Origin of the sequence: Roseibium porphyridii, assembly GCF_026191725.2 — a bacterium.
Classification (GTDB): Bacteria; Pseudomonadota; Alphaproteobacteria; order Rhizobiales; family Stappiaceae; genus Roseibium; species Roseibium porphyridii.
In genome coordinates this window covers 2,609,230-2,635,781 of sequence record NZ_CP120863.1, presented here as the reverse complement: position 1 = coordinate 2,635,781, position 26,552 = coordinate 2,609,230, and the positions used below count along the sequence as shown (strand labels likewise).

The following is a 26,552-nucleotide window of genomic DNA, read 5'->3' as shown; positions in this document are numbered from 1 at the left end:
GGTCCGGTCGCTGGTCTCGTTTTAGTCGCACCCAACAAGGCTTGGCAACTCAGCAGAAAGGGTAGGTTCGCAGCTGCAACAAGCTGTCGACAGGCGACCCAGCGTGCATAAGTGCGAACACGAGAAGAAAGTTTGCTGCCTTTCCATCAATAGTTCCGGTTGCCGGCAGCAAGTTTTTTAGAAGTTCTGAATCGATCTTTCGTCGCTTCAGATCGACATCTTTCAAGCCAGGCAACATAAATTGCATCGATGCATAGTAACTTGCCAATTTTTTGGCGGAATAAGCAAACTTTGCCAGTTTTCCCTATTGGTACGATCAACAATTGTATTGTAGCGTAATGGTGCCGACGCATGGGAAGTTCTACCCTTATAATAAGTGCGCGGCATTCGGGTTCAGTCCTCTTCTCGACAGGGTTTAGGCAGAACGCGTTACTAACCCATCGGCGGACGAAATCGGCTTGCGCCCTTCGTTCGCATAAAAAGCGGCGCAAAAGCCGCAAAGGATGTGCACAATGCTTGATCAGACGGAATTAAAGAGCAAACTGAGAGCAATTTCTGAAGCCAACGCAGCGCACCACGTGCTCGACATTCTCGAGTCAAATCTGCGCCGCATGGGGGCGACCCACATTTTGATTACCGGTCTGCCAATGCCAAATCGGCCGATCGACAATCTGGTGCAGCGCTTCCGTTGGCCCGATCAGCGCAATGACGGCATTGAAAGCACTTCGCTTTCAGCGAATGACAGCGCATTGATGCTGGGTCTCGGCTCAAACAGGGCTCGCGTCTGGACCATCACCGCCGGCGATATGGAACATTCCGATCTCCTTGCATCCGCAGGTGAAGGCAGCCAGATTGTCGTTGTTCCCGTAACCGAGCTTTATCCGTTCCAAGCCTTTGTCTTTGCAAGCGGTCCTTCGCTTCAGGTCAACAAGTATGACCTTGCAAATCTGGAAGTCCTTGCTGCTGCAGCCTTCTCAAGGTTGCGCGAACTCGGTGTCGTTTCCGGACAGCGTCCGGGAGCTCTTTCGACGCGCGAACGCAGGGTGTTGGAACTGACGGCCTATGGCAAAACGGCCGGTGAAATCGCCGACGTTCTGGATATCTCACAACGCACCGTTCATGCCCACCTGCAAAACGCAAGCGTGAAACTGAACGCCTCCAACAAGACACACACCGTTGTCGAGGCACTGCGCTACGGGCAGATCAGCGTTTAGAATTCTGTGATCAAACCAGCGAAGCTGGGCACGATTACACAGCGAAAAAGGCGCGCAATTTGCGCGCCTTTCTCTTTTTAAATCAGTTCACTATCGCGACTTCTTAATAACTCATCATAGGTGGCAGTTCTTTCGCCTGCTCCACCCACTTGGTAACCTGTGTTTCACTCGGGACCTGGCGCACGAGTTTCTTGTCCTCGTTGACCTCTTGCATTTTGGCCGCAAGATTGGCTGCATTGCGGTGCTTGAGTTCCTTCACCGTATCGACGCCAGCGGCCTCCAGAAGTTCAGAATACTCTTCCCCAACACCGCTGATACGCATCAGATCGGCCATGTTGGCCCATTTCAAAATGCGCTTGCCTTCAATGCCTGTCTCGTCTTCGAGCGCCTTGCGGCCCTTCGGGTCCTTGGCACGCTCCAGATAAGCTTCGGTCGTCTTGATGCCGAGCTCACCAAGCTTGGCGGCATATGTCGGGCCGATGCCCTCGATTTCGTCGATGGAATAAGCCATCCGCACAGTACTCCCTAAATCAACCGGCAACCGAACCCTGGGACAGTCATAGGATTTGGCTCAGCCCCGGAATTTGTGAAACCACGTCATCCACAACATCGTCCCCCGCTTTTTCCTTAGCATAGGAAATGAGTTCTTTGGCAACACTTTGAACGCCATCCATATCCAGACCGGCACTATTCAACTCATTGAGTGCTGCCATGGCGCCCATGCCACCGCCCATCATGCTGCCGAGACCACCCAGGAGCCCCCCACCGCCGCCATTTTCTTCGCGCGCTTCGACCAGGGCCTGGGCACCGGGGAGAGCATCAAAAATGAGCTGCATCTTGTCTTCAGGGCCTTCCTTGTTCAGGAAGCCGAGAATTATGCCGACAGCATTGGTCGCCAGGCCTTCGTCGATTCCTGCGGCGGCCATGATGCGATTGATGAGCTCTTCCATGTCGTTCTCCTAAAACGTTTCCTGCACCCCTGACTTCCAGGTGCGAGTCAGACACCTCTATACAGGTCCGAAATTGGTTCCGTCGATGGGATAACACATCGCGTGCGCGCATTTTTGAAAAGGCTTTGCTAGGCTGGCACAAATCATTCGGATTCGAAGGGGGTCGGTGAGACGTGAAGGCAAAGGACAGTATCTTTATCGGTTCAAGCGGCAAGAACGAAATGCTGGCTCTGAAACTTGCAAACCGACACGGCCTGATCGCCGGCGCTACCGGTACCGGGAAAACCGTTTCCCTGCAGATTCTGGCAGAAGGTTTTTCAAAGGCCGGCGTGCCCGTGTTTTGTGCCGATATCAAAGGCGACCTGTCCGGTCTTGCCGCCGAAGGTGTGTCAAAGGACTTCCTGGAAAAGCGCGCCAAGGAAGTCGGATTGGGCAAAAGTTACGAATACAAGGCTTTTCCGTCCGTCTTTTGGGATTTGCTGGGCGAACAGGGTCACCCGATCCGCACGACCGTTTCTGAAATTGGGCCGCTGCTACTGGCCCGCCTTCTGGAACTCAACGACACGCAGGAAGGTGTGCTCAACGTCCTGTTCGAACTTGCTGACGACGAAGGCATGTTGCTCCTGGATCTGAAGGATCTGCGCGCGATGCTTGCCCATGTTGCAGAAAGGGCATCGGAACTTTCTACCGTTTACGGCAATGTTTCCAAGTCGTCCGTCGGCGCTATTCAGCGCCGCCTCCTGGTTCTTGAACGCCAGGGCGGCGAAAATTTCTTCGGGGAACCCGCGCTCGACATCCGTGACTTCATCCGCACGGCTCCAGACGGACGTGGCATCGTCAACATACTGGCGGCTGACAAGCTGATGACATCCCCTCGCCTATACGGCGTTTTTCTCTTGTGGCTGCTGTCTGAACTGTTTGAGGAATTGCCGGAAGTCGGCGACCCGGAAAAGCCGAAGCTTGTCTTCTTCTTCGACGAAGCCCACCTGCTTTTCAGTGACGCCCCCAAAGCTCTTGTTGAAAAAGTCGAGCAGGTCGTGAGGTTGATACGCTCAAAGGGTGTCGGCGTCTATTTCGTCACGCAGAACCCCCTCGACATTCCCGAAACAGTGTTGGCTCAGCTTGGCAACCGTGTGCAGCACGCCCTTCGAGCCTTTACACCAAGGGATCAGAAAGCCGTCAGGGCAGCGGCAGAAACCTTCCGGCCAAACCCGGACCTCGACACGGAACGGGTCATCACTGAACTCGGCGTCGGCGAGGCTTTGGTTTCAACGCTGGAAGGCAAGGGCATTCCGTCAATCGTCCAGCGCACGCTCATACGGCCCCCCTCATCACGCCTTGGCCCGATCAAAAAGGGCGAACGTCGATCCTTGATCCAGTCCAGTCCGATATTCGGTCTTTATGAACGCACCAGGGACAGAACGTCAGCTTACGAAATCCTCATGGGCCGGGCAGAAGAAGAGCAGCGACAGGAGCAGCGCCGCCGCGACAAGGAAGACAGCTACGCCAAAAAACATGGCGAGCCCCGCCGGTCCCGATCCGGATTTCAACTGCCTGACTTTGGCCGCGATGACAGGCCGCGCAAGGACAGTCGGCAACGCAGCAGTCGGCGCCGCAGTCAGCGCGATACCGTGCTGGAAGCAGGGCTCAAGTCTGCGGCAAGAAGCCTGGGCACCTCACTCGGAAAAGCTCTGGTGAGAGGACTTCTCGGTTCTCTCAAGCGTGGCAACTGACACAAATGCCTGCCAAGTCATCTTCGCCGAATGACGTTGAGCGTCGAGCGCTTGGCATTTCCAAATGGTCCAATCTCTTCATGGCAGCAGCCGGGATCTTGACCGCATGGTTGTCAAGATCGGACGCCATGCTCGTGGACGGTCTTTATTCTGCAGTCAATTTTGTCTCGGCCATTGCTGCGGCGCGGATTGGCGCAAGGGTCGGATTGCCGCCAACGCGGAGCCGTCCCTGGGGACAGGACTTCGACGAGGTTCTTTATGTAACCTTTCGAAGTCTGATCCTGATTGGCGTGCTGGTCTTTGCTGCCATCATCTCTTGCACCAAGATCTGGACCTTCTTCAGCGGTGGATCGGTTCCCGAACTCGTCTTTGGACCGATTGCCATATACGCGGTTGTCATCGTCGCGATCTGCCTGGGGCTGGCTTACAACTTTCATCGCGCTTACCGCTTAACCGGCCGTCGCAGCGAAATACTGCGCACAGAAGCACGGGCTGCCCTCATTGACGGCGCTTTGAGTGTTGGTTCCGGGGCAGCGCTTTTATCTCTACCGTTCCTCGAAGAGACCCCGCTGGCTCCATACGTCCCGATCGGCGACGCAGTCATCGTCCTGGTTCTGATCCTCGCCATCGTCTGGCAACCGCTCTCTACTTTTCGCAAAACCCTGGCTGATCTCGCAGGGGTCAGTGCACCAAGCGGCACTCACACCAAAGCCACTCGTACCGCCCGTGATCTGGCGAGTGAATATGGTTTTCACTTTCACCGTGCGGCCGTGCTTCAGGCTGGACGCATGCACTTTGTGGCCGTCTACCTAGACCCGGAGCGAGCTGTGCTTGCCCATGAGATCGATGCGTATAGAGACAAGCTGTCCGCAAGGCTGGAAGACAGGATTGGTCCCACGCGTGTGGAAGTCATACTGACTGCGAACGATCTTCTGGAGAAGAAGGCGGCAAACAACCGAACACGCTGATCGCAATCTTGCAAGAATTCGGCGCAAGCCGACTTCTCAATGGAATATCCAATTGCGCTGACCGCTCGGTTGTGGCCTGTTAGGCGTTTATGTAGGAGCCTGAGTCCCTCGGGCTTTGTGCAATCTGTTCCAATATCGGGGATCCGTTATGAGTTCCATCGACAAGGTTCTGGCGCGCATTGACGCCAACCTAGACACCAGTCTTGACCGTCTCTTCGACCTGCTGAAGATCAAGAGCATCTCCACCGATCCTGAGTTCAAGGCGCCATGCCGCTACGCCGCAGAATGGTTGGCGAAGGAGCTGACGGAAATCGGCATCGAAGCCTCTGTGCGGGATACGGCGGGACATCCCATGGTCGTCGGCCACAAGAAATCCGGAAAGCCAGGGCCGCACGTACTCTTTTACGGGCACTACGACGTGCAACCGGTGGACCCGCTCGAGCTTTGGAAGAATGACCCGTTTGAGCCCAGCATCGAAACCAAGGATGATGGCACTAAGATCATTGTTGCTCGAGGTTCCTCTGACGACAAAGGTCAGTTGATGACCTTCGTTGAAGCCGCACGTGCATTTATCGCCGAAACAGGCGACTTGCCCGTTGATGTGACCATCTTGTTCGAAGGTGAAGAAGAATCCGGCTCTCCCTCTCTTCAGCCCTTCCTGCAGTCACACAAGGACGAACTGTCTTGCGACCTCGCCCTCGTCTGCGACACCGGAATGTGGGACGCTGAGACACCGGCCATTGCAGTTATGCTGCGTGGCATGGTTGGGGATGAGATCATCGTCAGGGCCGCCAGCCGGGATCTCCATTCGGGCATGTATGGCGGTTCCGCACAGAACCCAAACCACATTGTGGCAGATGTTATTGCAGGTCTTCATGATGCAAACGGCAAGGTTACCCTGCCCGGCTTCTATGACGGCGTCATCGAAATGCCGGAAAATGTAAAAGCACTTTGGGAAACACTCGGTTTTTCGGTCGAGGAATTCCTCGGCGATGTCGGTCTGAAATATCCGCGTGGAGAAAATGATCGTACACCGCTGGAGCATCTTTGGACACGGCCAACCGTTGAAGTGAACGGCATGTGGGGCGGCTATCAGGGAGCCGGCTCGAAAACCGTGATCCCGGCCGAAGCGCACGCCAAGTTCACTTTCCGCCTTGTCGGTGATCAGGACCCGGACAAGGTTCAGGAATCATTCCGGGCCTATGTGCGTTCGAAAATCCCTGAAGACTGCAGTGTTGAGTTCATTGCGAAAGACGGCAGCCCGGCCCTCAGGCTTGATTTCGACATGCCCGCCCTGGAGAAAGGCAAACGAGCGCTGCACGACGAATGGGGCAAGGACACAGCCCTCATCGGCATGGGAGGGTCAATCCCGATCGTCGGCGACTTCAAACGCATGTTGGGCATGGACACGCTGATGATCGGTTTTGGACTGGAAGACGATCAAATCCATTCCCCGAACGAGAAATACAATCTCACCAGCTTCCACAAGGGCATTCGCTCGTGGGCGCGTGTCCTCGATGAATTGTCGAAAGATTGAAAACCTGATCAACGGCCGAGCCGATGGTCGGCTCGGCCCAGTGTCATGGAGAAGGCATTCATGAAATCCATCTGCGTTTTTTGCGGCTCCAGCTATGGCGCTCAGGAGGCCTATGGCCTCTCTGCCAAGGAAACCGGCCGCGTGATTGCGGAAAACGGCTATCGGTTGGTCTATGGCGGGGCCAAGGTCGGTCTGATGGGAACAGTCGCGGATGCCGCCCTGGAAGCAGGCGGTGAGGTAATTGGCGTATTGCCGCGCTCGCTGCAGGAGAAGGAAATCGGCCACGAGGGCTTGAACGAGTTATACCTTGTCGGCTCCATGCATGAGCGCAAGGCACTCATGGCTGATTTGTCGGACGCGTTCATCGCCCTCCCCGGCGGCGTCGGCACTCTTGAAGAAATCTTTGAGGTCTGGACCTGGGGGCAACTTGGCTATCACCAAAAGCCCTGCGGATTTTTGAATATTGCAGGATATTACGATCAGCTGGTTGCGTTCCTTGATCATCAGACCCAGGAAGCTTTCACGAAAAAGACGATGCGCGACATGGTTCAGATCTCCGACTCGCCGTTGGACCTGATTGGGAAATTCGAGAATTATAGTCCTCCATCAACCCCTAAGTGGATCAAGAGGGACGAAACCTGACCAACCGCCTTGCCTGATACCGCCGAGCCGCTAGGGAAAGCGATACGAACTGTCCACAGGGGTGCGACCGGTCTTTGCAAACAAGACGTTAGTTGCTAAGTCCTCTGTCATTCTCGCGCACTATTGTGCCGCAACACCCTGTTCGAGATGGTTTTATGCGTTTCAGTGCCGTCGCTTTTGCATGTCTATTTGCTCTTATTGGAACCGCTTGTTCCCCGACTGCCGACCTCGACGGGACTTCCGGGCGCTTGGTTCGCACGTCGGATCTGACCCTTGTTCAGATTACGGAAGACAGCGTTGGCGGTATCACGCCCGAAACTGCTTATGGATCAAAGTCGATCGAGAGCGCCTTGCCGGGATTCACGACGGAAGGCATTCAGACCGCCGTTGAGAACAACACCGAGTGGGCACTGGCCGCATTCAACAGTGATGGTTTTCAGGTCCTTCAGGTTTTCAAAGGCAACAACGGCAAGATCCGCACCGTGCATGGCGTCACCCACCATTTGCAGGGCCCCAATGGCGAGCGCATCGGCATGACCTTTTCTGAAGTGGGTACTGCTCGTTCCAACTGCCGAGTCGGCAAAAATCTTTGGCGTGGCATGGCCATTTGCAAGTCACGCGGACATCCGAACGTTCAACTGGTCTATGCGATTCCCGGCTACCAGGGCCCTTTCGACCAACTGCCCCCATCCAAGGATTTGTTTGACGCTGAAATGCAGCGAATCCTTTGGACGCCCAAGAGCTGACAACTGCGTGGATGCCAATTGCCGCGGCCTAGTTGGCAATCATTTGAGAAGCCGCTTCAAACATGTGGCTCCGACTTCACCATGACTTCGCCGACAGGCCGCCAGACGTTGCGCATCTTGAGTGTCTTTTCGGCCGTGTCCGCCAGATCCATCAAAATCGGCATACCCCGCTCCTGAATGAACGGAAGGGACTTTACGTCACCACCTGTCCAGGGAAGGAATGGATTTCGGCGCATATGCCAATGGATCTCAGAGCGAACGGTCGGCTTGTCGGAAGGCGTACGACCGTGAAAAGCAAAGGTATCGGCGACCACAAGCGTGTTCTCAGGAACCGCCATCTTGACCGGTTGCGGCAGACCAAGGTCTGATAGTTCTTCCCGCTTGATCCGGAACGAGCCACTCGCGTGGTGTGACCGTGGATCCCTTGCAGCTGTCAACGAACACTCGTACTCCCAGTCGAGACGATCTTTGGTCAGCTTGTGCGAGCCTGGCACAAAGAAAAAGGGACCATCCTCTTCACCAACATCTTGAAGAAAGAGCCAGGCTTTTGAGGTGGCATGAAACGTGTCGGCATGCGCATCTGACTGAGGGTCTTTCTTCTTCACCTTTTGCGGCTCAACCAGCACAGTCTGAATAAAACTGAGTGGATGTCCGCCTTGCGAGGCCGCGTAGCGGATCATGTTAAGCGCGCGCGAGTCGCGAACGGCTTGTGCCAGCGCCGGGTTTTTGCTCAGAAGCGACGGCGGCAGCATGGTCATCCGCGTTACCGCCTGCCCTTGCCGCATCTCGCGTGCTTCCAGCGCCTGATTGAATACTTCTTCCTTTAGCTGAGCGTAGACCTCGGCAGGTAGGAAATCATGTACGAGAAAGTAGCCGTTTTCGTCGAAAAAAGCGTGCTCTTCCGGAGCAACAAGTCGTGCAAGACGAGCCCTGCGAGCCGCAGCCATGTTTGCAGCCAGTTTCACCCGCTTTTTATGCAGCCCCCAGGTATTCAGGCGTTTACTGCCAAGCAGCGGGTTTTTCCGAGGCGACTTGTCAGTCCCTGCCAGCCCAAGAACCCATAGCGGAGCTTTCAAATAAGAAAGGGGTGTCATGCTGTACCTGAAAAATCGTTGATCGAATTCGATGTTATTAACACGGCATCAGGTGAAACTGACAAGTTAGAATGAGCTTCCAGCCGGATTTTGATCACACCCTGCCGATGAAGCGTCATGGTTCTCCCTTTTGCGGCAGTGACCTTTGCCTTTACCTGCGCTAAGCGTTGAACCATGGCACAGACATTCGACCCTTCTCGCCTTCTGCAGGATCTAAAAAACGGCAAACGTGCCGCACTCGCCCGCGCGATCACTTTAGTGGAATCAAAAAAGGCAGATCATCGACACCTGGCACATCAGCTCATTCAGGATCTTTTGCCCCTGACAGGCAGGGCCATAAGAATTGGCATAACCGGTGTCCCCGGGGTCGGAAAATCAACAACGATAGACACGCTCGGATCCAATCTGACGCATGCTGGTCACAGGGTCGCCGTTCTGGCGGTTGATCCCTCTTCCACCCGTACCGGGGGATCGATCCTTGGCGACAAAACACGGATGGCACGTCTCGCGGTAGACGAAAATGCCTTCATTCGCCCGTCACCGTCCGCCGGAACGCTTGGAGGCGTTGCCGCCAAAACACGGGAAACGATGCTTCTTTGTGAAGCGGCAGGCTTTGACGTCATTCTGGTTGAAACCGTTGGCATCGGCCAATCGGAAACCACTGTTGCGGATATGGTCGATTTCTTTTTGGTTCTGATGCTGCCAGGCGCCGGGGATGAACTTCAGGGTATCAAAAAGGGTGTCCTTGAGATCGCGGACATGATTGCCGTCAACAAGGCTGAAGGCGAAGGTGCTCTTAGAGCCCGGTCGGCAGCTTCGGACTATCGGGCTGCTCTGCACATTCTTGCACCGAAGTCCCCCAACTGGTCTCCGCCTGTCGTCACAATCTCGGGCCTTGCGAATGAAGGCTTGCGAGAATTGTGGCAGCAAGTCCTTCACTATCGAGACAAGATGCAAGCAACTGGTGAATGGAACGACAAGCGCAGCCGGCAACAGGTTGCCTGGATGTGGGATATGCTGCAGCAGCGCATGATGGAGGCGCTCAAGACCAATTCGAAAACTGCAGGCCGCCTGAATCATCTGGAAGAGAGTGTGAGGGCTGGAAAAACGTCCGTCTCTCTTGCTGTGGATGAGTTGGCGGGTTTGATCGGTCTGGAGAATTAAGAGCCAATGTGCAGAGCGAACAAAACAATCCTTGTGACTGGCTTTTCGCCCTTTCCCGGAAGCCCTGTCAATCCGACGGAAATGTTGATGCACCGACTGCCAAAACGGCTGGGTCGAAAACATCGCGGTGTGTCCTTTGTCTTTGAGGTCTTGCCGACCACTTGGGCAGGACGCGAAATGGAGACGGCTCGACTGCGCCGATCTGTAAAGCCTGATGCGATCATTCATTTCGGCGTTGATGGCACACGCCGCACAATCAACATTGAAACACGGGCCGTGAACCAGGCCGTGCGAGTGCGCCCGGACGCCGTCGGAGTTAGCCCCAGGCAACCGGAACTTCAGGCTAACGGCGAAAGATCGCGAAGCTCGACACTGCCAGCACGTGCCTTGCTTGAGGCGGCCAGAAGCAGTGGTGCACCGGTTAGGCTGTCCAACAACGCCGGTACTTACCTTTGCAACGCAACCCTTTGGGATTCCATCGGCTCAGGCATTCCAAGCATCTTCATCCACGTGCCAACGCTTCCCAAAGGCAAGATCGACACGCGCCCTTCCCTCCCATGTCTTGAGGATGCAGCGGTTCGTATTCTGCAAGAGACCGCAAGGCGTTTGCAAAGCAGCTGATACGGATTTGCGATTGTCGTCGCAGCAACGGACCTAGCGCCCCTCCTGGTCAAGCAGTCGCTCGACCTGACGGATACAGTCGCCGGCCATTTGCCCTGCCAGACCAGCACGGCCCAGAACTCTCAGACCAAAATAGATCGACAGAATTCCGCGTGCTGTTTCTCTTGCAGCTGCTTCGCTCAAGCGCTGGTCATCTATCAGAGCATGAAAAAAAGCGTTCTCCAGACGATGGACCATGGCCTGCAGTTTTGCTTCCGCTTCCTCGTCCTCAGCCGCCTTGTCGACAAGCGCATTGCACAAAAAGCATCCCAGTCGATCGCCGTTCCGCCGGACTTCTTCAGCAACTTTGCCAAACAGTCCCAGGATGCGGGCACGACCTGATCCCTGATTTGGATCTGTCAGAAAGGCAGCTGTCCCGCTGATGACCTTGTCGTTGTATCTTTCAAGTGCAGCAAGGTAGATGGACTGCTTGTCTTGAAAGGCCTTGTAAAAAGATCCCTTCGTGATCTCCATCGCCGCAAGAAGTTCAGACAAGGAGGCCTGTTCATAGCCGACTTGCCAAAACAGCCCCATGGCCTTGTCCATCGCCTCATCGGCATCAAATTCGCGCGGTCTCGCCATTCTACCTCCAAGATGGGTCACTCACAGACCTGTCACGTGCGATCACAGCCTTGTGTTTTGTACCAATTAGTTCCTAATACTATATCAAACATACCGAACAGAGACAAATATCCACGCGTTGTTAGGAACCAATTAGTTCCTAATTAGTGAGTTACAACCTTCTTTCGTTCGGCTGCTTGTTCAACACACGAACACTTACGTGGGAGAATTCTGAAATGTTCAAAAACCTGATCCGCGGCACAGCAGCTACGCTCGTTGTCTTTGCTGGACTTGTTTCCGGTGCCTTGGCCGCCGGAGCCGATGTCAACGCGACGATTACCGGCCTCGCACTTCGCGGTGTCGACCCGGTCTCTTATTTCACCAACGGCGCTCCTCAGGCCGGCGATTTCCAGATCACCGAAGTACATAACGGCGCAACCTATCGCTTTACTTCGGAAGAAAACCGCGACCTTTTCAAGGCTGACCCAGCCAAATACCTTCCGCAGTACGGTGGCTTCTGTGCCTTTGGTACGGCAATGGGCGTAAAAGTCGATGGCGATCCCGACCTTTGGAAGATCGTTGATGGCAAGCTCTACCTGAACCTTTCCCAGTCCATCCAGGAACGCTGGAACAAGGACATCCCGGGCCACATCACGAACGCCGACACCAACTGGACAGACATCAAAGACGTCTCCCCAAGCGATCTGTGATCCCCTCTTGTCACACTAGGATCGCTTGAAACACCGGCCGGGTGCCCCTCCCGGCCGGTTTTTCTTGTTCAACGTCATCACCAAAGCAGGTTCCGGCACGCCCTTTGCTGAGTTCAGGTCAAACCCTGACATTGCCTCCCATTGTGGGACGCTTGAAAGCAATTGGCCCGTTAGATGACACGAGACTTAGCAAAACTGAGCCGCCGCACGTTTCTTGCCGGGACAGCACTGTGCCTTTCTGGGACAGCTGCCACCGCGCAAATGAAAGTTGCCGACCTCAGGGGATCCATCGATTCCGCGGATCTTGGGCTGCTTCCAAATGCTGCCGACGATCAGACTGCTCAGTTTCAAAATGCTGTTAACAGGGCGGTGGAACGCGGACGCGCGCTCTTTTTGCCTGCAGGAACCTATCCAGTCGCCAATCTTCGCCTTCCCTCCGGCACACTGATTGTCGGTGTCCCTGGGCGAACGCGTCTTGTCTATCAGGGCGGGGGCGGCCAGTTGGTGCGTGCCGAAGGCGTTACGAATATCGGTCTCACCGGCATAACTTTCGACGGCGCGAACCGCTCGATCGGTGATTTCACGGAAGGCTTGCTGCATTTCATCGGCGTGCGCAATCTGGTGATCGACAACTGCGAAATCGCGGGCTCAGCCAAAATGGGTGCCGTCTTGGACCGGTGTTCCGGGCGGGTTGAAAACTGCCGGATTTCGGGCGCAGCGGAAGCCGGCTTGCGTTCCAACGAGGCTGCCGGCCTGGCCATAACCGGAAACACTGTTACCGACTGTGCCAATGGCGGGATCTGGGTCCATCGCTGGCGTGAGGGCGAAGACGGAACAATCGTCTCCGGAAATCGGGTTGAACGCGTCAGCGCCAGATATGGCGGTACCGGTCAGTTCGGCAACGGTATCAATGTATTTCGCGCCCACGGTGTGATGATCGCCAACAACCGGGTCGCGGATTGCGCGTTCTCAGCAATCCGGTCGAACACCGGCTCGAACGTTCAGATTATCGGCAATTCATGCTTGCGGTCCGGCGAAACCGCGATCTATTCGGAATTCGGATTTCAGGGCGCTGTGATTTCCAACAATATCGTGGACGGTGGCACGACTGGCATCTCCATTGCCAATTTCATGGATGGCGGACGTATGGCTGTTTGTTCCGGCAATCTCATTCGCAATATTTCCGAAACCGGTCTCTACCCGCCGGAAGTCGCCGGCTTTGGTATCGGTATTGCCGCAGAAGCGGATACGGCCTTGACCGGGAACATCATTGAAGGCGCACCCAAGTTTGGAATGATGCTGGGATGGGGTCCTTATATGCGCAACGTGACGGCGTCACAAAACGTTCTCAGAGACTGCGGGACGGGCATTGCCGTGACAGTCGTTGATGGCGCAGGGCCTGCGGTGATCACCGGCAACATCGTTCAGGGTTCGAAACGAGGCGGCATCAACGGATTTCGCTGGCTGGAACGCGCCACGGGCGAATTGAACAACAATTCCGAGTTTTCGAACCTGACGGTCAACGGCAATCAGGTCGCCGCTTGAAAGCGCTAACGTTTAGCTAAGCGCAAATCGCAAGGACAGACAGGATAATCCCCCGTCGACCTTGCGCGCTTCATGTGTTGGCAGGACCACAGTTTTAAAGCCAGCTTTCTCAATCGCTGCCAGCGTTCCCGGGTATCCCTCGGGCACGAGAACAACCTCGTTCACCCGGATCACATTGGCAGCATAGTCCTCGCCTTCAGGCACAATCACGACCTGCCTACCGTCGAAAAACCCGCTCTCGGCCATGACACGTGTTGCAAGGATCACGCCGTCGCCAAGTGTGGAACAAGCCGTCTTGAAATGAAGAACTCCCTGGGGAGTTTCGCAAACTGCTGCGCGATACCCCCAATCACCCAGCAATTTCGCAAAGGCGTCAGCTCCGTCACTGTCAGTCCGGGCTGAAAGACCTATCAGCATAGTGTCGTCAAGCATCAGAACGTCGCCACCATCCACATGGCCATTGCCTGGCAGCACCTCCACCTTTTCAAAATGCCTTTCCAGCGCGGCACGGATCTCCTTGCCTTCACCCAACCGGCTCTGTGTTCCAGGCCGCAGCTGGATGGCGGCATTCGGCAGACAAAATGCGGGATCTTCGACAAAACAGCTGTCCGGAAAGGCCTCAAGCGCAGGTAAAACATCGACACTCAGGCCTGCCTCTTGAAGAGCCTTGACATAGAGCTCATGCTCTTCGCGAAATTTTTCACCGCTCGGGTCACCGCTATCGACCGCCCGGATACCGTTGGCAACACTGTTGGCAGGCGTTCGGGTAATCGCATGTGTAAACTGAAATGACAGGCCGGGGCGGTGCGTCATAACGGAACTCCAATGAACAATACTTCTGCCATCACAGCCATTCGAAAGGCTGAATTGCAAGACGCAGCAGCCCTGAAAACGTGCATTGAAAGGGCCTATGCACCAGTAAGAATGAAGCTCAGCGATCTGCCGGATGTTTCTGCCGGAATTGATGAGGACATCGCCGAAAACGAAGTGTTCATCGCAGAGACCGACAACCGCATAGCAGGCTGCGCAATTCTTTCCGTCAACGGACGCATCTCTCATTTGACCAACATTGCCGTTGACCCTGATTTCAAGGGACAAGGCATTGGCAAGGCGTTGATAGCCGCCGTCGAAGACGCGGCGAGAACGAAAAAAATCCTCGCAATCCACCTTACGACCCACGTTGCAATGCCGGAAAATGTCGCGCTCTACAGCCGATTAGGCTGGCAAGAGACACAAAGAGCCGGCAACAAGGTCCTGATGGAAAAGAAACTTTAGAGGCCCTAACACCAGTTAGGGCAACGCAGTTTTTAGGGCGCTCAATAACTCGTCTGTCGGCTTCATATGTCCCGCCTGTACGCCCCTGCGTGTCAAAATGGGCGGATTGACGAGACTGTCCAGAAGCGCCGCCTCTTCCTCGTTGAGTTCAAGTACGGCTTCCAGAATGGTGGCCATGATGACCTCTGCGGCCCGTGTTGCTCCGTCGTCGCATTTGAGCGCTATGCCGAAGCCAAGCTCAGGCACCGAACCGCAAAAAACACCTTCCGCTCCGGTTTTAACCAGGACGCGTCCGCGAAAGCCTTCCATGACCTTGGTACAGAAGCGATCGGCACCGGCCACCATATAGGGCTCATTGATGCAAGCGTTGTAGATCCGCTCGGCAGCCTCGGCTCGAAGTGGTTCAAGTCCCTCACCTGTTCCAAAGGATGCAAATGCGCGTGCAAGCCCTGTCAAAGGTGAGGCATAGGTCGGAATGGAACACCCGTCCGTGCCGCAAACGTCCTCGGAAAGAGTGGCACCTGTAAGCTGTTCCATCACCAGGCGGACTTCGCGCTGAACGGGATGCCCAGGCTCGACATAGCCACGCGTGTCGACACCCATGACCTTTGCAAGACCCAGAAAACCGGCATGCTTGCCAGAACAATTGTTGTGCAGTCCGGTTGGTGTTTCGTCGGTCAGGATCAGCTTTGCCGCGTCTTCCATACGCTGCGGCCATTGCGGCCCGCATTCCAGATCGTCTTCGGTAAGGCCTGCTTTCATCAGCATAACCTTGGCCGAGCTTGCGTGCACTTCTTCCCCGCTGTGCGAGGCGCAGGCTAGCGCCAGCTCCGCATCGCTGAGGTCCAGTGCGTCAGCGGCGCCGGATTCAACAAGCGGGATTGCCTGAAGGGCCTTTATCGCGGATCTTGGAAAAACCTTCGCATCGACATCCCCAATGCTGCACACGATGTTGCCGGAGGCATCTGAAATCGCGACACAGCCACGATGCAGGCTCTCGGTGAGATTGCCGCGTGTGACATCGACCAGTACCGGATTGTCCATAAAGTTTCTCATCTTGAAAACATGTCTTTTCAGGCTAGGCAGATTCGGTTTGTGCTGCAGTCAAAAAAGTTCTTAGCCGCATGAGCGCTTCGTCGATCACCGCATCCCGCTTGCAAAAGCAAAACCGGATGAAGCCGGTCGGAGCTTCACTGCCATAAAAGGCGGACACGGGAACGGCTGCAACACCAGCGCGCTTGACCAGTGTTTCACAGACTTCCACATCCGTCGCCCCGAGACCGAGATTGCTGACATCACAGGTCAGAAAATAAGTGGCCGCGCATGGAAGAACAGAAAAACCGAGGTCGCTGAGGCCCCTGGCCATCCGATCCCGTTTTTCGGACAGGTCTCGCACCAGACCTTCAAAGTAGGCATCATCTTTGCCAAGGCCAAACGCAACGGCTTTTTGCAGGTTCGGCGGAGTTGTGAACGTGACCCATTGATGGGCCTTCGCAATCGGGTCGATCAATGGCGCTGGTCCGGTGATGTATCCCACCTTCCAGCCGGTCAGAGAAAAGGTCTTGCCGGCGGAGCCGATACGCAGCGTGCGCTCGCGCATACCGTCAAAAGCCATCAACGGCCTGTGTACCGCCCCATCAAAAACAAGATGTTCGTAAACTTCGTCGCATATGGCGTAGGCATCATGTTCTTTGCAAAGGTCTGCCACCAGCTGAAGTTCCTCGTCGGAAAAAACCTTCGCTGTCGGGTTCATTGGATTGTTGATCAGGATAGCTTTTGTCTTTTCGGAAAAAGCGTCGCGCAGAGCCGCCTCGTTCAACGACCAATCCGGAGGCGTCACCCTCACCCGAACGGGAACTCCGCCCGCTTGCCTGACCAGCGGCAGATAACAATCATAGAGCGGTTCGATCAGCACAACTTCATCGCCAGGCGAGACCAGTGCGAAGATGCAGTCCGCCAAGGCTTCCGTCGCACCGGAAGTCACAATAACTTCACTCCCGGCGTCGATATCGAGGTCGTAGAACCTTTTGTTGGCTGCAGCCACGGCTTGACGCAATTCAGGAAGACCCAACATCGGCGGGTACTGGTTGGGACCATCAACAAGCGCTTGAGCTGCCTTTTGACGGATGTCTTCAGGCCCATCGACATCAGGAAAGCCTTGACCAAGGTTCACCGCCTTATGGGCCATGGCAAGCCGGGACATGGTCTCGAAAACGGTAGTATCGATACCGGTGAAGACAGGATTGGTGGGCTTCATATTTCCTCCCGCAGATCCGGCGTTTCTACTGTGCACCAGTCTCGCCGTCGAGCCCTTTGTCATCCCTCGGCTCATGCTTTGCCGCAATGAACACTGGATTGATGGAAGCATGGTTTGACTCCGGCCTAACCACGGCATCTGATACCCGGCATTAAGAAGTCGCTGCGGGAGACGGTCTATGCTGAGCGTGATCATTGGAATTCTGGCCATTGTAATCGGAGCTGCCGCGTTCATGCGCCGGACCGGAGCACCCCTTGGCAGTCACCGTCTCTTGAGGTTCGTCAGCAGCCGTGCCGTGGGTGTCGTCATGATACTGATCGGCGCATTCATGCTGATGTCGACGTCCTTTATTCTTGTCGACGCAAACGGCGTCGGACACTTGAAACGGATTTACGCCTTCAAGGAATTGCCTGAAGGCCGCATCATCGCGCTGGATGGAGAAAAGGGCCCACAGGCGCAGATCCTTGGTCCCGGATTTCATTTCATACCGCTGGTCCGCGTTCTCTATGACTTCGAAGAGTGGGACGTTGTGACCATTCCTGAAGGCTATTACGGACAGCTTACGGCCCTCGACGGAAGCGCCATGCCGACGGGAATGTTCATGGCTCCGGCCATTTCCGATGCTGATGTCGGGGATATGCTCAAGGCAGATAGCTTCCTGACGAAAGGGGGAATCCGCGGACCGCAGGAAACGGTTTTGAAGCCTGGGCAATATCGCCTCAATCGCTACCTGTTTGATATTCGCCTGGATGAGAACACCGACGCGACCATTATTCCAGCCGGTCATGTCGGCGTTGTAAAATCCAATGTCAGTCAACCCGGCATCAACTGTGTCGAAGAGGAAGTATCTGCGTCTGCTGTCTCGCGCGAAGCTCTCACAGTTCCTCTCGTCCCACGTGGCTGTGTCGGTATCTGGAAAGACCCTCTCTTTCCGGGCGCTTACTACCTCAACCGCCAGGCCTATGAAGTCACGCTTGTCGACACCCGTGTTCAGACCTGGGAATACAAGGGCGGATACACGAAGCGGATCATTGACCTTTCCGTCGATCAGCAAGGCAATATCCAACAAAACGAGCGCTCCGTTCAGGAACGGATCCCTGAGGAAGCCGCGGACCGGGCTGTCTTCGTCAAGGTAGAAGGATGGGACATCCCGCTTGAACTCAGAGCCTTGGTTCAGGTCGACCCTTCCAACGCTCCTGTCGTTGTCGGATCGGTCGGTGGTCTGGGAGAAATTGAAAACCGGATCCTGACGCCGGCCATTCGCTCGATCGTGCGAAATGTCGCTGGCGCTTCCATCAGGGTCCCGGACAAAAATGCGGACGGAACCGCAACAGAGCCGCAAACTTATACCCTCCGGCCGACGCGCGTGCTGGACCTGATCGAAAACCGGGATGCTCTGGAACAGACCATCGAGCAGCAGATCAAGGTGGAAGGCAACAAGGCCGGCGTCGACATCAGGGAGATTCGCCTTGGTGAACCAGCAATCCCGCCGGAACTGCTGGTGTCACGCCTGCGCGTTCAGCTCGCCGATCAGTTGTCGACCGCATATGAGCGCGAGACCGACGCTCAGCAGAAACGCATTGAGACCGAACAGGCCCGCTCCACGGCAGATGAGCAACCAAGACTTGTGGAAGCCCAAATTGCCGTTCAGGTCGCAAACCAGCGTGAGCAGGAACGTGCTGCGCTTGGCCGGGCTGAACGGCAATATCTGGAAGAACTTGCCAGAGGCCAGCGGGCTCAGGTGGATGTGCTCGGCCAGGACCGCGTAGCACTGCTGCAAGCTCTCGAAAAACTGCTGACGTCTCTGGAACGCAAGCCTGAACTTGTTGGGCTGGTCGGCAAGCTGGTCCCGAACACGGTTGTGGGTGGCGACAGTGGCTTTGCAGGTGCAGCAGCCCTTCTCGGCGCCAGTCTGGGCGGAGTTCAGGGACAGACTTCAAATCCCGGCCGTCCTGCAGCCCAGCAATAACTCAGAACAAGGCACGCCTTTAAGATGGCCGTTGCAAAGTTATTGAGACCGCCAGACCGTTGTTGCAAGTCTCGGATCCGTTTTGATTGTTACGCCGAGACCGGACTGCCTGAAAGCTGACAAAGACTGGAAATTTCGGAGAAGAAATGAATTCCTTGAAAGCACTTTTTGCGATCATCCTCATTTTGGGCTCTGCGAAAGCCGTGTCCTCGCAGGAGGTCGGCGAAAGCGAATTTGTTTATGTGTCGGACCTTGCAAGTACGGGATATGAACCCTTTGCGGTCAGCAGCACCGCATCGGCCAGTTTCGGCATGAAAAAGGGAGCCACGATGTATCTCTGCTTCCTTGCCGACAACGACGCGCGTTCCCTGAAACGCCGCGAGGTCATTCGAAAAACCTTCGAGGACGAAAACGCGCCCAGAATTCTGCCAAGCATTCCCGTTGTTTGTGTTCTTGCTCAATAGCATCGAGATTTCAGAATCAATTCAGGCTTGGATCCCTTGGCTTGCCTGAGGATTTGTCGCAACAGTTGCGAATACCCTTGAAGCACTTCAATCAATTGACATGAAGACTTGAAATCCAGTGTTCATCTGAGGCAAGCTCGGCGGAATTTTAAAGAGTTTCAAAGACCACTGCTTTTGGCCGCGATCAAGATTTTATAGGTCTACAGAAGCACTTACCTCAAAAAGACCGACTGGCACTTGCGGCAATTGAGGGTGAAACCTTGCGACCGGACCTTGCAAGAGGTGGACAACTGCATGGCTGCTATCCACTCACAGTCTTGCTGCATTGCGGAAAATCGACTACAACGCCCTAAATTGATTTAGGTCAATAGTCTTGCCGTTTCCGGCTTGGGCGGACCTTCACCAGCAAACATATACAAAGTGGAGCATGTCTTGACCGCACGTGCCGAGGCCGTTGCGCCTGTGAAATCGACAAAACTCGATGCTTCGCGCATCAAGACCGAGCTGCTTGCGGGACTGACCGTCGCACTGGCTTTGGTTCCTGAAGCCGTGGCTTTTGCCTTCGTTGCCGGCGTCAATCCGCTGGTCGGCCTCTACGCCGCCTTTTTCGTCGGATTGATCACTGCCTGCATCGGCGGCCGTCCCGGCATGATCTCCGGTGCAACCGGCGCACTTGCCGTCGTCATGGTTTCGCTGGTCGCCCAGCACGGTGTGGAATACCTGTTCGCCACTGTCGTCCTGATGGGTATCCTTCAAATTGGTGTCGGTCTGCTGAAATGGGGCAAATTCATTCGAATGGTGCCGCACCCGGTTATGCTCGGCTTTGTCAACGGACTGGCGATCGTGATTTTCCTGGCACAGCTCGGGCAATTCAAGGTTCCGGACGGTGCTGGAGGCCTGACATGGATGACCGGTTCGCAGCTCTATCTCATGTTTGGTTTGATCGCCCTGACGATGGCCGTGATCTGGCTCTTGCCGAAGGTCACAACGGCGTTCCCGGCGCCCCTTGCCGGCATTCTGGTTGTCTCTGCACTGGTGCTCGGCTTCAATCTGGACACGCGCTCTGTCGGCGATCTTGCCTCCATTTCAGGCGGCCTGCCGGAGTTTCACATTCCGCTGGTGCCGCTGAACCTGGAAACGCTGCAGATCATTCTGCCTTACGCCGTCATTCTGGCGGCAATCGGCCTGATTGAATCGCTGCTGACACTGAACCTCGTCGCGGACCTGACGAACACGAAAGGCGGTGCCTCCAAGGAATGCCTTGCCCAGGGTACGGCAAACGTTGTTACGGGTTTCTTTGGCGGTATGGGTGGCTGTGCCATGATCGGCCAGTCGATGATCAACGTGAAGTCCGGCGCTCGCACCCGCATCTCAGGTATTGCAGCTGCCCTTTTCCTGCTGTCATTCATCGTTGTCGCATCCCAGTTGATTGAGCAAATTCCTGTCGCTGCCCTCGTGGGTGTGATGTTCATGGTGGTGATCGGCACGTTTGCGTGGGCCAGCTTGAAGATCGTTCACAAAATCCCTCTGACAGACGCGCTGGTGATGGTCATCGTGACCGGCGTAACGGTCTATGCCGACCTTGCAGTCGCCGTTGTCGTTGGCGTAATTATTTCGGCTCTTGCTTATGCCTGGAACGCAGCCAGCCGTATCAGCGCGCGCATTGGCAAGAGCAAGGAAGGCTGGAAGGTCTATCGCCTGTCGGGCCCCCTCTTCTTCGGCTCCACGACCGGCTTTGTTGACCTCTTCAATCCGCAGAACGACCCTGACGATGTGGTTGTCGACTTTATCGACAGCCGCGTGGTCGATCACTCGGGACTGGAAGCGATCGACGCCCTGGCCTCAAAATATGAGGCCGTCGGCAAGCGCCTTCATCTCAGGCACTTGTCTCCGGATTGCCAGCGATTGCTCGACAAGGCGGGCAACCTTGTTGAAGTCTCCGTCCTGGAAGATCCCGATTACGAGATTGCGGTTGACTACGGGCATACGTTCGATGAACCCGAACCGGCCAAAACAACCTGATGCATTAGATGCAAAAATCGAATTGCGTTTGAGACCCGCGGAACCATTCTGCGGGTCTTTTCTTTGATGACCCGCTTTTTGCCCATCGGTGAACCGCACCCGGGCCCGTATTTGAAATTGACTGCCCAATCGCGTTCACTTGTTGTCGGCAATCTGCGAAAAAGACGATGAACGCACGGAATCGGGGCAAATTGTGTCGCAGCGCAGAAAACTCTTCATCACACCGACTTTGGCAACAGTGATCGGTTCGTTCGTTCTGATAACAGCGGCCGCAATCCTGATCATCCAGGCCATGACGTCTTCCAAAGTGGTGCGCCAACTTGGCGGTGAGCTTGTCGACATAGGCATGGATTCTGCAGAAGTCGCCTTTGTTGAACAGCTTTATGCCGTGACCGTAACCGCTGAGTATTCAAAGGTCTCGGCAGAGCGGAACGAGCTTTCCTTCGACAAACCGGAATTGCCGATCGCGTACCTCTACGGTGCTCTGGCACCACTGGAACAAGTGTCCTTCATGGTTCTGGTCGACCCCACGGGAAAAGGAGTTGATGTCGACAGAGGCGATGCTGACGGGACCCTGCTTGGCGGTGAAGTCGATCTTGCAGCAGAGATTCCCATCCTCATGCCCATGATCGAACGCGCCGCGAAGCAAAAGGAGGCTTTCTGGAGCGAAGCCATCTACATGCCAAACCGCGAGCACACCTATTTCGTGTTCACCCAGCCGCTATACAAGGAAGGACGCCATATTGGCACGATGCTCATCGGCACTTCGCTGGAGAGAATTTCCGAGATTTCCTGGTACATCTCGACCGATGACATCACGGTTTTCCTGTTGAGGGAAGACACGCACGAAGTCATCGCGCATCCGGACTTGCACAAGAAATTCGATGACTTCAGCAAGGAAACGCCTCTCCTTCATGTCAGACACGTTCCAGACGATTTCCTGAAACACTTCGAGGAGATGCCGAAACTGGACAACGCTTCGTTCGACATCGCCGACGACCTGGACCTGCATGTCGGCTACGACGATGATGGCATCAAACGCTTTGTCATCATCGAAGACAAGAACGACAATCTCCAAGGACTGCCCGTTCGTATCGGTGTTCACTTCCCCGCCCAGTTTCTCGATCAGCCCCTGCACCAGCTGGTGACCGCCGTCGCGGTTGGCACCGGGTTGTTGATGCTGTCGCTACTGGGGGCTGTCGTTTTGGCCAAACGCATCGCACTTCCCATGCGGCGCGCTTCCGGCGCCGCGAAAGACGTAGCAAATCTCAATTTGAATGCAGTCGAACCACTGCCTGCCAGCGTCATCAAGGAACTGGATGACCTTTCGAAAGGGTTCAACGCCATGGTCGGCGGCTTGAAGGCCTTTAATCGCTACGTTCCCAAGACACTGGTTCGGAAGCTCCTAAGCGAAGGACGTGCGGAAGCGCCACCGGAAGAACGAGAGCTAGCAGTACTGTTCACCGACATTGCGGGTTTCACGTCCGCCTCAGAAGGCATGTCGGCGAGTGAAACGGCAGAATTCGTCAATCATCACCTGTCGCTCCTCGGCGAAGAAATCACTCGGCAGGATGGCACGATCGACAAGTATATCGGCGACAGTGTCATGGCGTTCTGGGGAGCGCCGGAACGATTGGACAATCCTGCCGAACCTGCTGTACGCGCGGCTCTGGGTATGGTCGGAGCCATTCGCAAAGACAACGAGGCCCGCGCAATGCGGGGCGAACAGCCCGTTCGTGTGCGGATTGGTCTTCATCTTGGACCACTGGTTGTCGGCGATATCGGGGCATCCGAGCGTGTCAACTACACAGTTATTGGCGACACGGTGAACGCAGCCTCGCGGCTGGAAAGCCTTGGCAAGGAAATTGATCCACAAGCGGATGTGATCATTCTTGCGTCCGAAGAAATCACCAAGAGACTTGGTGATGATGTCACCCTGGAGCCCATCGGCTCCCGCAAAATAAAGGGAAGATCAGAGCCCTTGGTCGTGGTCCGCCTGTTGGCTTAGAAACGCACTGTTCTCATCCAACATGACTTCAGACGGAATTGCAGTTCAGTAAGTCATCATCACTGCAACGATCAGGTAAGTGGCCAGTCCATAAAGGCTCAAGAGACTGACACTCATGAAAAGCCCCCTCAAGCCGTCTCGACCGGTCAGATAACACCTACTATGGCCACAGCGTCCAACGGCAAAGCCTAAAATCCAGACCCAACAGGCCGCAAGTGGCGGGCTCACCAAGCAGAATATCGCCGCCAAAAGCGCAAAATAGACTGTGTTTTCCGTCGCATTGCGATGCGCATTGTGATGACGCTCGAGCTCCTGCCAACCGACTTGCGGAACATCTTCGCGCGCATTGGCACTCGCCTCCCACTCTTCAGGCGTTGCATGCAGCCCGAAACGAACTCTGGTCAGCTCTGTCGCTGTCATCAACCAAGTATGATTGGCCAGCAGAAGCGCTGCGCTGAAGACAAATGCAGAAAGCAAACCGGTTGACGGCAGCCCGATTTCAACAGGCTGAACGCCAAATGCGAAGAAGTTCAGGACAAGCGCGAAAGAAATGAGGACGAACGGATACCCCAGTATGAACATTCGAGCACGCTGTTGACGCGCTTCCGATACACCACTCATCTGAATTCCGCCCCTATCGACTGCAGCCGGCAAATCACCTGTCAAAATGCCGAGAAGATCCTGACTTAGGCACTAACCACGCCTGCGTCCAGTCATCGGCGCAGTATCAACTGAACACGCCAAGCAAAAGTCGATGGATATCTGAACTGAAAACAGTTGAGGCTCAACGAAGCACGTCTGGATGCGAACAAAATCAGCCAATTCCGGCGTCTGCGCAGACCGCTTCACCCGCCCCGGTTCCAGCCTGATCGGCTGCATGAAGTACCTTGTCGAACTTGACGACAGCAAGGACTTTTTCCAGATCTTTCAAGGATATCTGCCGAGCCTTCCATTTCTGGGTGAGCTGGAATTCGAATGCGACATCGCTCAAGTCCTGCTCAAGCTGAAAGGCGAAGGCCTGCAATTCCCCTTCCGCATTGGCAACCGCAACCTTCCAGTAGGACTGCGGGATGCGTACCTTCGTGACACCATCATCATCCACACCGGTGAAAATCGGGTCCTCGGCCTTGAGAACCGGCCCCGCCAAAACACAAAGCTTTTCCGTCTTTGCCTGCTTGAAGATATGATTTTCAAGTTGCCCCCATTCGCCGCCCTCTCGAGATCGGTTGAACCCCTTGACCTGCGGCGTACAGTTCGTGGAGTGGAACGTGTCTCCGTTTGCGAGTTGAACCTCCTCGTATGTCCGGCCCCACACCACGGCGTTGCGCCGGACCACATGGCCTTTGTCAAAAGCTTTTCGGTCTTTGTTAAAGAACCTGTCCGGCAGTTGATGGTCACCGGGTATCCTCGGGTCGGCAAACCACTTCTCGCGATCATTGTCGGACGTGAAGCCGTTAAGGGCCTTCCGATTGTATTTGCGTCCAGGTTCGGGTTTCAGGCTGGATTTACGCGTGTCGACATTGGCCGCGGTGACAAGTGGCATACGTCGAAACTTGTCCATAATTATCGAAAAATGATAATACTTCAGAAGGTTAGACCCATCGTCAAGCTTTGAAACCCGGTCCAGATCGGTCACCTTTGGCACGGGAACATCGAGGCCGATGAAAGACGGGTCATAGCCTGGTCGATTGGTATAGTCGTCATCATGCTTGGGCTCGACCATGCGCTCGACGGCCGGCGCCGCCAGCGGCTGTCCGGCAGGTATTGCAGCCGAAGCCTGCGAACTGGCCATAGACGCTGCACCAACCTGGATGTCTATCGTGATCGGGATGGTCCAACGGCTCGAGCCGCCGGGGCCTCCAGTCTGCACAGGAGCCTGGATCGCACTTCCAGAGTTGTCTTGTGACAGAGCAACCGTTGCGCTTTCTGCTGTTCCATCTGCCTGTCTCCAGTCAGACAACCACGGATTTGGGTCTTCGATGTTGCTAAGCGCGTCCTCTCCGAACTCAAGACCGGCTCCCACGACCTTGTCATCTCGAGACAGTTCATAGGTTGGAACCGCAAAGTTCGCATCCTTGTATCGCCCTGCAAAATGGAGTGCGACGATGTCTCCGGTGATGACGTCCAGAACGAGGCTGCCTGATGCGCCACCAAGCGAACTTGCATCATGAGTTACGCTATTGACCCGGTCACCGTAACTGAGGATTTCACGGCGGCTTTTCAAGAAACCGGGCAACAACCTTTTGACGTCGTAGATGCCCTTGAAGACACGGTTCTGAACCGCGGCGTCGTTGCGCGGGTCAAAGGCTGGATAACCGATCAAGGTGATCTCGCGACCCTCAAGATCCTCGGGCTCCTGCATGGACAAAAGCAAGGGCTCGACGCCGTCCGGAGCTCCTTCAAGCTGCAACAACGCCATGTCCCAGTGCGGGTGGATCATCCGTATGCCGGTTATTTTCGCAAACGCACTTTCCGTCGATCCTGCTTCCTGTTTGTAATCGATCCCAGCAGTTTGACCCGGGCGGAATGCCAGTCCTCTTTCACCCAGTCCTGTTGCAAACAGTTCAGCGACGTGGCGGTTGGTCATGATCAGATCATCGGCAACCAGAAAGCCTGTTCCACCATAAGGAAGATATGGATGGTCCGGCAGTTCGATGCGTCCGGCAGTAGGCAAGGTTTTGAGAATATGACGCCTGATCGTCTCGTTCGTATTGAAATGCACCCAGTCCTTGTGCTGGACGTTGTAGGCGTCATTGGTCACGACAATGGCCGGACGTTTGTCAGGCACGATAATCGCCTCAATCAGAAAGGCTTCTTCTCGGTCGAGGTCTTGGCCGCGGGCCAGTTTTTCAACGGCGGCATGGGCTTTTGCCCGCTCATCGTCGGCGCCGGCAGGGCCTTCATCCATGCCACCACCCATGCGAAGCGTCTCTTCGGGCTGGTCAGCCAGTTCGGCGAGATCTCCGCTGGATAGCAATGTTTCGAGATAATTCTTTAAATCGGGATTTTTCTTTGAAATGGGCATGTCGAGCT

General features: G+C 55.3%; 24 protein-coding genes. 15 read left to right on the top strand and 9 right to left on the bottom strand.

All coding sequences use genetic code 11. The features are described 5' to 3' along the window. Window positions 1–512 precede the first annotated feature (512 nt). On the top strand, window positions 513–1,214 hold the full coding sequence (locus tag K1718_RS12330; RefSeq protein WP_152501197.1) for a helix-turn-helix domain-containing protein: 702 nt from the start codon (window positions 513–515) through the stop codon (window positions 1,212–1,214). Window positions 1,215–1,317: 103 nt separating this feature from the next. On the opposite strand, the gene K1718_RS12325 is transcribed toward K1718_RS12330, so the two are convergent. Next, window positions 1,318–1,725 (bottom strand): DUF4332 domain-containing protein, encoded by a 408-nt coding sequence (locus tag K1718_RS12325; protein WP_152501196.1) that lies wholly within the window; start codon window positions 1,723–1,725, stop codon window positions 1,318–1,320. A 46-nt stretch (window positions 1,726–1,771) separates the two neighbouring features. After that, a complete protein-coding gene (locus K1718_RS12320) occupies window positions 1,772–2,164 on the bottom strand; it encodes a DUF2780 domain-containing protein (RefSeq protein ID WP_152501195.1) in 393 nt (130 codons plus the stop codon). 221 nt (window positions 2,165–2,385) lie between these two features. On the opposite strand from K1718_RS12320, the gene K1718_RS12315 reads away from it, so the two are divergent. The 5 genes from K1718_RS12315 to K1718_RS12295 all read left to right on the top strand — a co-directional run bounded on the left by K1718_RS12315 (window position 2,386) and on the right by K1718_RS12295 (window position 7,790). After that, window positions 2,386–3,897 (top strand): helicase HerA-like domain-containing protein, encoded by a 1,512-nt coding sequence (locus K1718_RS12315; protein ID WP_285806081.1) that lies wholly within the window; start codon window positions 2,386–2,388, stop codon window positions 3,895–3,897. A gap of 5 nt (window positions 3,898–3,902) precedes the next feature. Then, the gene (locus tag K1718_RS12310; protein WP_265684611.1) at window positions 3,903–4,865 is read left to right on the top strand and encodes a cation efflux transmembrane domain-containing protein; all 963 of its coding nucleotides are present in this window, start codon (window positions 3,903–3,905) and stop codon (window positions 4,863–4,865) included. A gap of 148 nt (window positions 4,866–5,013) precedes the next feature. Continuing rightward, window positions 5,014–6,402, top strand: a complete 1,389-nt coding sequence (locus tag K1718_RS12305) for a dipeptidase (protein ID WP_265684610.1) — start codon at window positions 5,014–5,016, stop codon at window positions 6,400–6,402. A 60-nt stretch (window positions 6,403–6,462) separates the two neighbouring features. Then, window positions 6,463–7,044 carry an LOG family protein gene (locus K1718_RS12300; RefSeq protein ID WP_265684609.1) on the top strand — a complete coding sequence of 194 codons (582 nt, stop codon included), beginning with the start codon at window positions 6,463–6,465 and terminating at the stop codon, window positions 7,042–7,044. A 155-nt stretch (window positions 7,045–7,199) separates the two neighbouring features. Beyond that, window positions 7,200–7,790, top strand: a complete 591-nt coding sequence (locus K1718_RS12295; RefSeq protein WP_265684608.1) for a DUF1131 family protein — start codon at window positions 7,200–7,202, stop codon at window positions 7,788–7,790. 56 nt (window positions 7,791–7,846) lie between these two features. Here the strand turns inward: K1718_RS12295 and K1718_RS12290 are convergent, their stop codons facing one another. Beyond that, window positions 7,847–8,884, bottom strand: coding sequence for a phytanoyl-CoA dioxygenase family protein (locus K1718_RS12290; RefSeq protein WP_265684607.1), 1,038 nt, complete (start codon window positions 8,882–8,884; stop codon window positions 7,847–7,849). Window positions 8,885–9,058: 174 nt separating this feature from the next. Here K1718_RS12290 and meaB point away from each other — a divergent pair, with 174 nt between their 5' ends. Then, window positions 9,059–10,048, top strand: a complete 990-nt coding sequence (gene meaB, locus K1718_RS12285) for a methylmalonyl Co-A mutase-associated GTPase MeaB (protein WP_265684606.1) — start codon at window positions 9,059–9,061, stop codon at window positions 10,046–10,048. 6 nt (window positions 10,049–10,054) lie between these two features. Further along, complete coding sequence (locus tag K1718_RS12280; protein WP_265684605.1) at window positions 10,055–10,669, top strand: pyroglutamyl-peptidase I; 615 nt, start codon at window positions 10,055–10,057, stop codon at window positions 10,667–10,669. A 33-nt stretch (window positions 10,670–10,702) separates the two neighbouring features. On the opposite strand, the gene K1718_RS12275 is transcribed toward K1718_RS12280, so the two are convergent. Beyond that, complete coding sequence (locus K1718_RS12275; RefSeq protein WP_152501186.1) at window positions 10,703–11,290, bottom strand: TetR/AcrR family transcriptional regulator; 588 nt, start codon at window positions 11,288–11,290, stop codon at window positions 10,703–10,705. A 215-nt stretch (window positions 11,291–11,505) separates the two neighbouring features. Between K1718_RS12275 and K1718_RS12270 the strand changes: the two genes are divergently transcribed. Together K1718_RS12270 and K1718_RS12265 are read left to right on the top strand one after the other, a co-directional pair. After that, window positions 11,506–11,979: a YHS domain-containing (seleno)protein gene (locus tag K1718_RS12270; protein ID WP_152501185.1), complete on the top strand. Its 474-nt coding sequence runs from the start codon at window positions 11,506–11,508 to the stop codon at window positions 11,977–11,979. 174 nt (window positions 11,980–12,153) lie between these two features. Beyond that, complete coding sequence (locus K1718_RS12265) at window positions 12,154–13,524, top strand: TIGR03808 family TAT-translocated repetitive protein (RefSeq protein WP_265684604.1); 1,371 nt, start codon at window positions 12,154–12,156, stop codon at window positions 13,522–13,524. Between the two features lie 12 nt (window positions 13,525–13,536). Here the strand turns inward: K1718_RS12265 and K1718_RS12260 are convergent, their stop codons facing one another. Further along, window positions 13,537–14,337 (bottom strand): dimethylarginine dimethylaminohydrolase family protein, encoded by an 801-nt coding sequence (locus tag K1718_RS12260; RefSeq protein ID WP_265684603.1) that lies wholly within the window; start codon window positions 14,335–14,337, stop codon window positions 13,537–13,539. A gap of 12 nt (window positions 14,338–14,349) precedes the next feature. On the opposite strand from K1718_RS12260, the gene K1718_RS12255 reads away from it, so the two are divergent. Beyond that, window positions 14,350–14,799 carry a GNAT family N-acetyltransferase gene (locus K1718_RS12255; protein ID WP_265684602.1) on the top strand — a complete coding sequence of 150 codons (450 nt, stop codon included), beginning with the start codon at window positions 14,350–14,352 and terminating at the stop codon, window positions 14,797–14,799. Window positions 14,800–14,814: 15 nt separating this feature from the next. On the opposite strand, the gene K1718_RS12250 is transcribed toward K1718_RS12255, so the two are convergent. Then, window positions 14,815–15,843 (bottom strand): asparaginase, encoded by a 1,029-nt coding sequence (locus K1718_RS12250; protein WP_152501183.1) that lies wholly within the window; start codon window positions 15,841–15,843, stop codon window positions 14,815–14,817. Window positions 15,844–15,877: 34 nt separating this feature from the next. Further along, window positions 15,878–17,056 carry an aminotransferase gene (locus tag K1718_RS12245; protein WP_265684601.1) on the bottom strand — a complete coding sequence of 393 codons (1,179 nt, stop codon included), beginning with the start codon at window positions 17,054–17,056 and terminating at the stop codon, window positions 15,878–15,880. A 178-nt stretch (window positions 17,057–17,234) separates the two neighbouring features. On the opposite strand from K1718_RS12245, the gene K1718_RS12240 reads away from it, so the two are divergent. The 4 genes from K1718_RS12240 (at window position 17,235) to K1718_RS12225 (ending at window position 23,519) form a co-directional block, all read left to right on the top strand. Then, a complete protein-coding gene (locus tag K1718_RS12240; protein WP_265684600.1) occupies window positions 17,235–19,025 on the top strand; it encodes an SPFH domain-containing protein in 1,791 nt (596 codons plus the stop codon). Window positions 19,026–19,171: 146 nt separating this feature from the next. Further along, entirely contained in the window at window positions 19,172–19,489 is a 318-nt protein-coding gene (locus K1718_RS12235; RefSeq protein WP_265684599.1) for a hypothetical protein, read from the top strand. 432 nt (window positions 19,490–19,921) lie between these two features. Then, complete coding sequence (locus tag K1718_RS12230) at window positions 19,922–21,511, top strand: SulP family inorganic anion transporter (RefSeq protein ID WP_173005980.1); 1,590 nt, start codon at window positions 19,922–19,924, stop codon at window positions 21,509–21,511. Between the two features lie 193 nt (window positions 21,512–21,704). Then, a complete protein-coding gene (locus K1718_RS12225) occupies window positions 21,705–23,519 on the top strand; it encodes an adenylate/guanylate cyclase domain-containing protein (protein WP_265684598.1) in 1,815 nt (604 codons plus the stop codon). A 45-nt stretch (window positions 23,520–23,564) separates the two neighbouring features. Here the strand turns inward: K1718_RS12225 and K1718_RS12220 are convergent, their stop codons facing one another. Both K1718_RS12220 and K1718_RS12215 read right to left on the bottom strand, forming a co-directional pair. Beyond that, on the bottom strand, window positions 23,565–24,140 hold the full coding sequence (locus K1718_RS12220; protein WP_265684597.1) for an MAPEG family protein: 576 nt from the start codon (window positions 24,138–24,140) through the stop codon (window positions 23,565–23,567). Between the two features lie 193 nt (window positions 24,141–24,333). Then, on the bottom strand, window positions 24,334–26,544 hold the full coding sequence (locus K1718_RS12215; protein ID WP_265684596.1) for a DNA/RNA non-specific endonuclease: 2,211 nt from the start codon (window positions 26,542–26,544) through the stop codon (window positions 24,334–24,336). Between the last annotated feature and the right edge of the window lie 8 nt (window positions 26,545–26,552).

Excerpts from the sequence above, each read along its gene's own strand:
- K1718_RS12330 (WP_152501197.1), top strand. The coding sequence starts at position 513 with ATGCTTGATCAGACGGAATTAAAGAGCAAACTGAGAGCAATTTCTGAA.
- K1718_RS12325 (WP_152501196.1), bottom strand. The coding sequence starts at position 1,725 with ATGGCTTATTCCATCGACGAAATCGAGGGCATCGGCCCGACATATGCC.
- K1718_RS12320 (WP_152501195.1), bottom strand. The coding sequence starts at position 2,164 with ATGGAAGAGCTCATCAATCGCATCATGGCCGCCGCAGGAATCGACGAA.
- K1718_RS12315 (WP_285806081.1), top strand. The coding sequence starts at position 2,386 with ATGCTGGCTCTGAAACTTGCAAACCGACACGGCCTGATCGCCGGCGCT.
- K1718_RS12310 (WP_265684611.1), top strand. The coding sequence starts at position 3,903 with ATGCCTGCCAAGTCATCTTCGCCGAATGACGTTGAGCGTCGAGCGCTT.
- K1718_RS12305 (WP_265684610.1), top strand. The coding sequence starts at position 5,014 with ATGAGTTCCATCGACAAGGTTCTGGCGCGCATTGACGCCAACCTAGAC.
- K1718_RS12300 (WP_265684609.1), top strand. The coding sequence starts at position 6,463 with ATGAAATCCATCTGCGTTTTTTGCGGCTCCAGCTATGGCGCTCAGGAG.
- K1718_RS12295 (WP_265684608.1), top strand. The coding sequence starts at position 7,200 with ATGCGTTTCAGTGCCGTCGCTTTTGCATGTCTATTTGCTCTTATTGGA.
- K1718_RS12290 (WP_265684607.1), bottom strand. The coding sequence starts at position 8,884 with ATGACACCCCTTTCTTATTTGAAAGCTCCGCTATGGGTTCTTGGGCTG.
- meaB (WP_265684606.1), top strand. The coding sequence starts at position 9,059 with ATGGCACAGACATTCGACCCTTCTCGCCTTCTGCAGGATCTAAAAAAC.
- K1718_RS12280 (WP_265684605.1), top strand. The coding sequence starts at position 10,055 with ATGTGCAGAGCGAACAAAACAATCCTTGTGACTGGCTTTTCGCCCTTT.
- K1718_RS12275 (WP_152501186.1), bottom strand. The coding sequence starts at position 11,290 with ATGGCGAGACCGCGCGAATTTGATGCCGATGAGGCGATGGACAAGGCC.
- K1718_RS12270 (WP_152501185.1), top strand. The coding sequence starts at position 11,506 with ATGTTCAAAAACCTGATCCGCGGCACAGCAGCTACGCTCGTTGTCTTT.
- K1718_RS12265 (WP_265684604.1), top strand. The coding sequence starts at position 12,154 with ATGACACGAGACTTAGCAAAACTGAGCCGCCGCACGTTTCTTGCCGGG.
- K1718_RS12260 (WP_265684603.1), bottom strand. The coding sequence starts at position 14,337 with ATGACGCACCGCCCCGGCCTGTCATTTCAGTTTACACATGCGATTACC.
- K1718_RS12255 (WP_265684602.1), top strand. The coding sequence starts at position 14,350 with ATGAACAATACTTCTGCCATCACAGCCATTCGAAAGGCTGAATTGCAA.
- K1718_RS12250 (WP_152501183.1), bottom strand. The coding sequence starts at position 15,843 with ATGGACAATCCGGTACTGGTCGATGTCACACGCGGCAATCTCACCGAG.
- K1718_RS12245 (WP_265684601.1), bottom strand. The coding sequence starts at position 17,056 with ATGAAGCCCACCAATCCTGTCTTCACCGGTATCGATACTACCGTTTTC.
- K1718_RS12240 (WP_265684600.1), top strand. The coding sequence starts at position 17,235 with ATGCTGAGCGTGATCATTGGAATTCTGGCCATTGTAATCGGAGCTGCC.
- K1718_RS12235 (WP_265684599.1), top strand. The coding sequence starts at position 19,172 with ATGAATTCCTTGAAAGCACTTTTTGCGATCATCCTCATTTTGGGCTCT.
- K1718_RS12220 (WP_265684597.1), bottom strand. The coding sequence starts at position 24,140 with ATGAGTGGTGTATCGGAAGCGCGTCAACAGCGTGCTCGAATGTTCATA.
- K1718_RS12215 (WP_265684596.1), bottom strand. The coding sequence starts at position 26,544 with ATGCCCATTTCAAAGAAAAATCCCGATTTAAAGAATTATCTCGAAACA.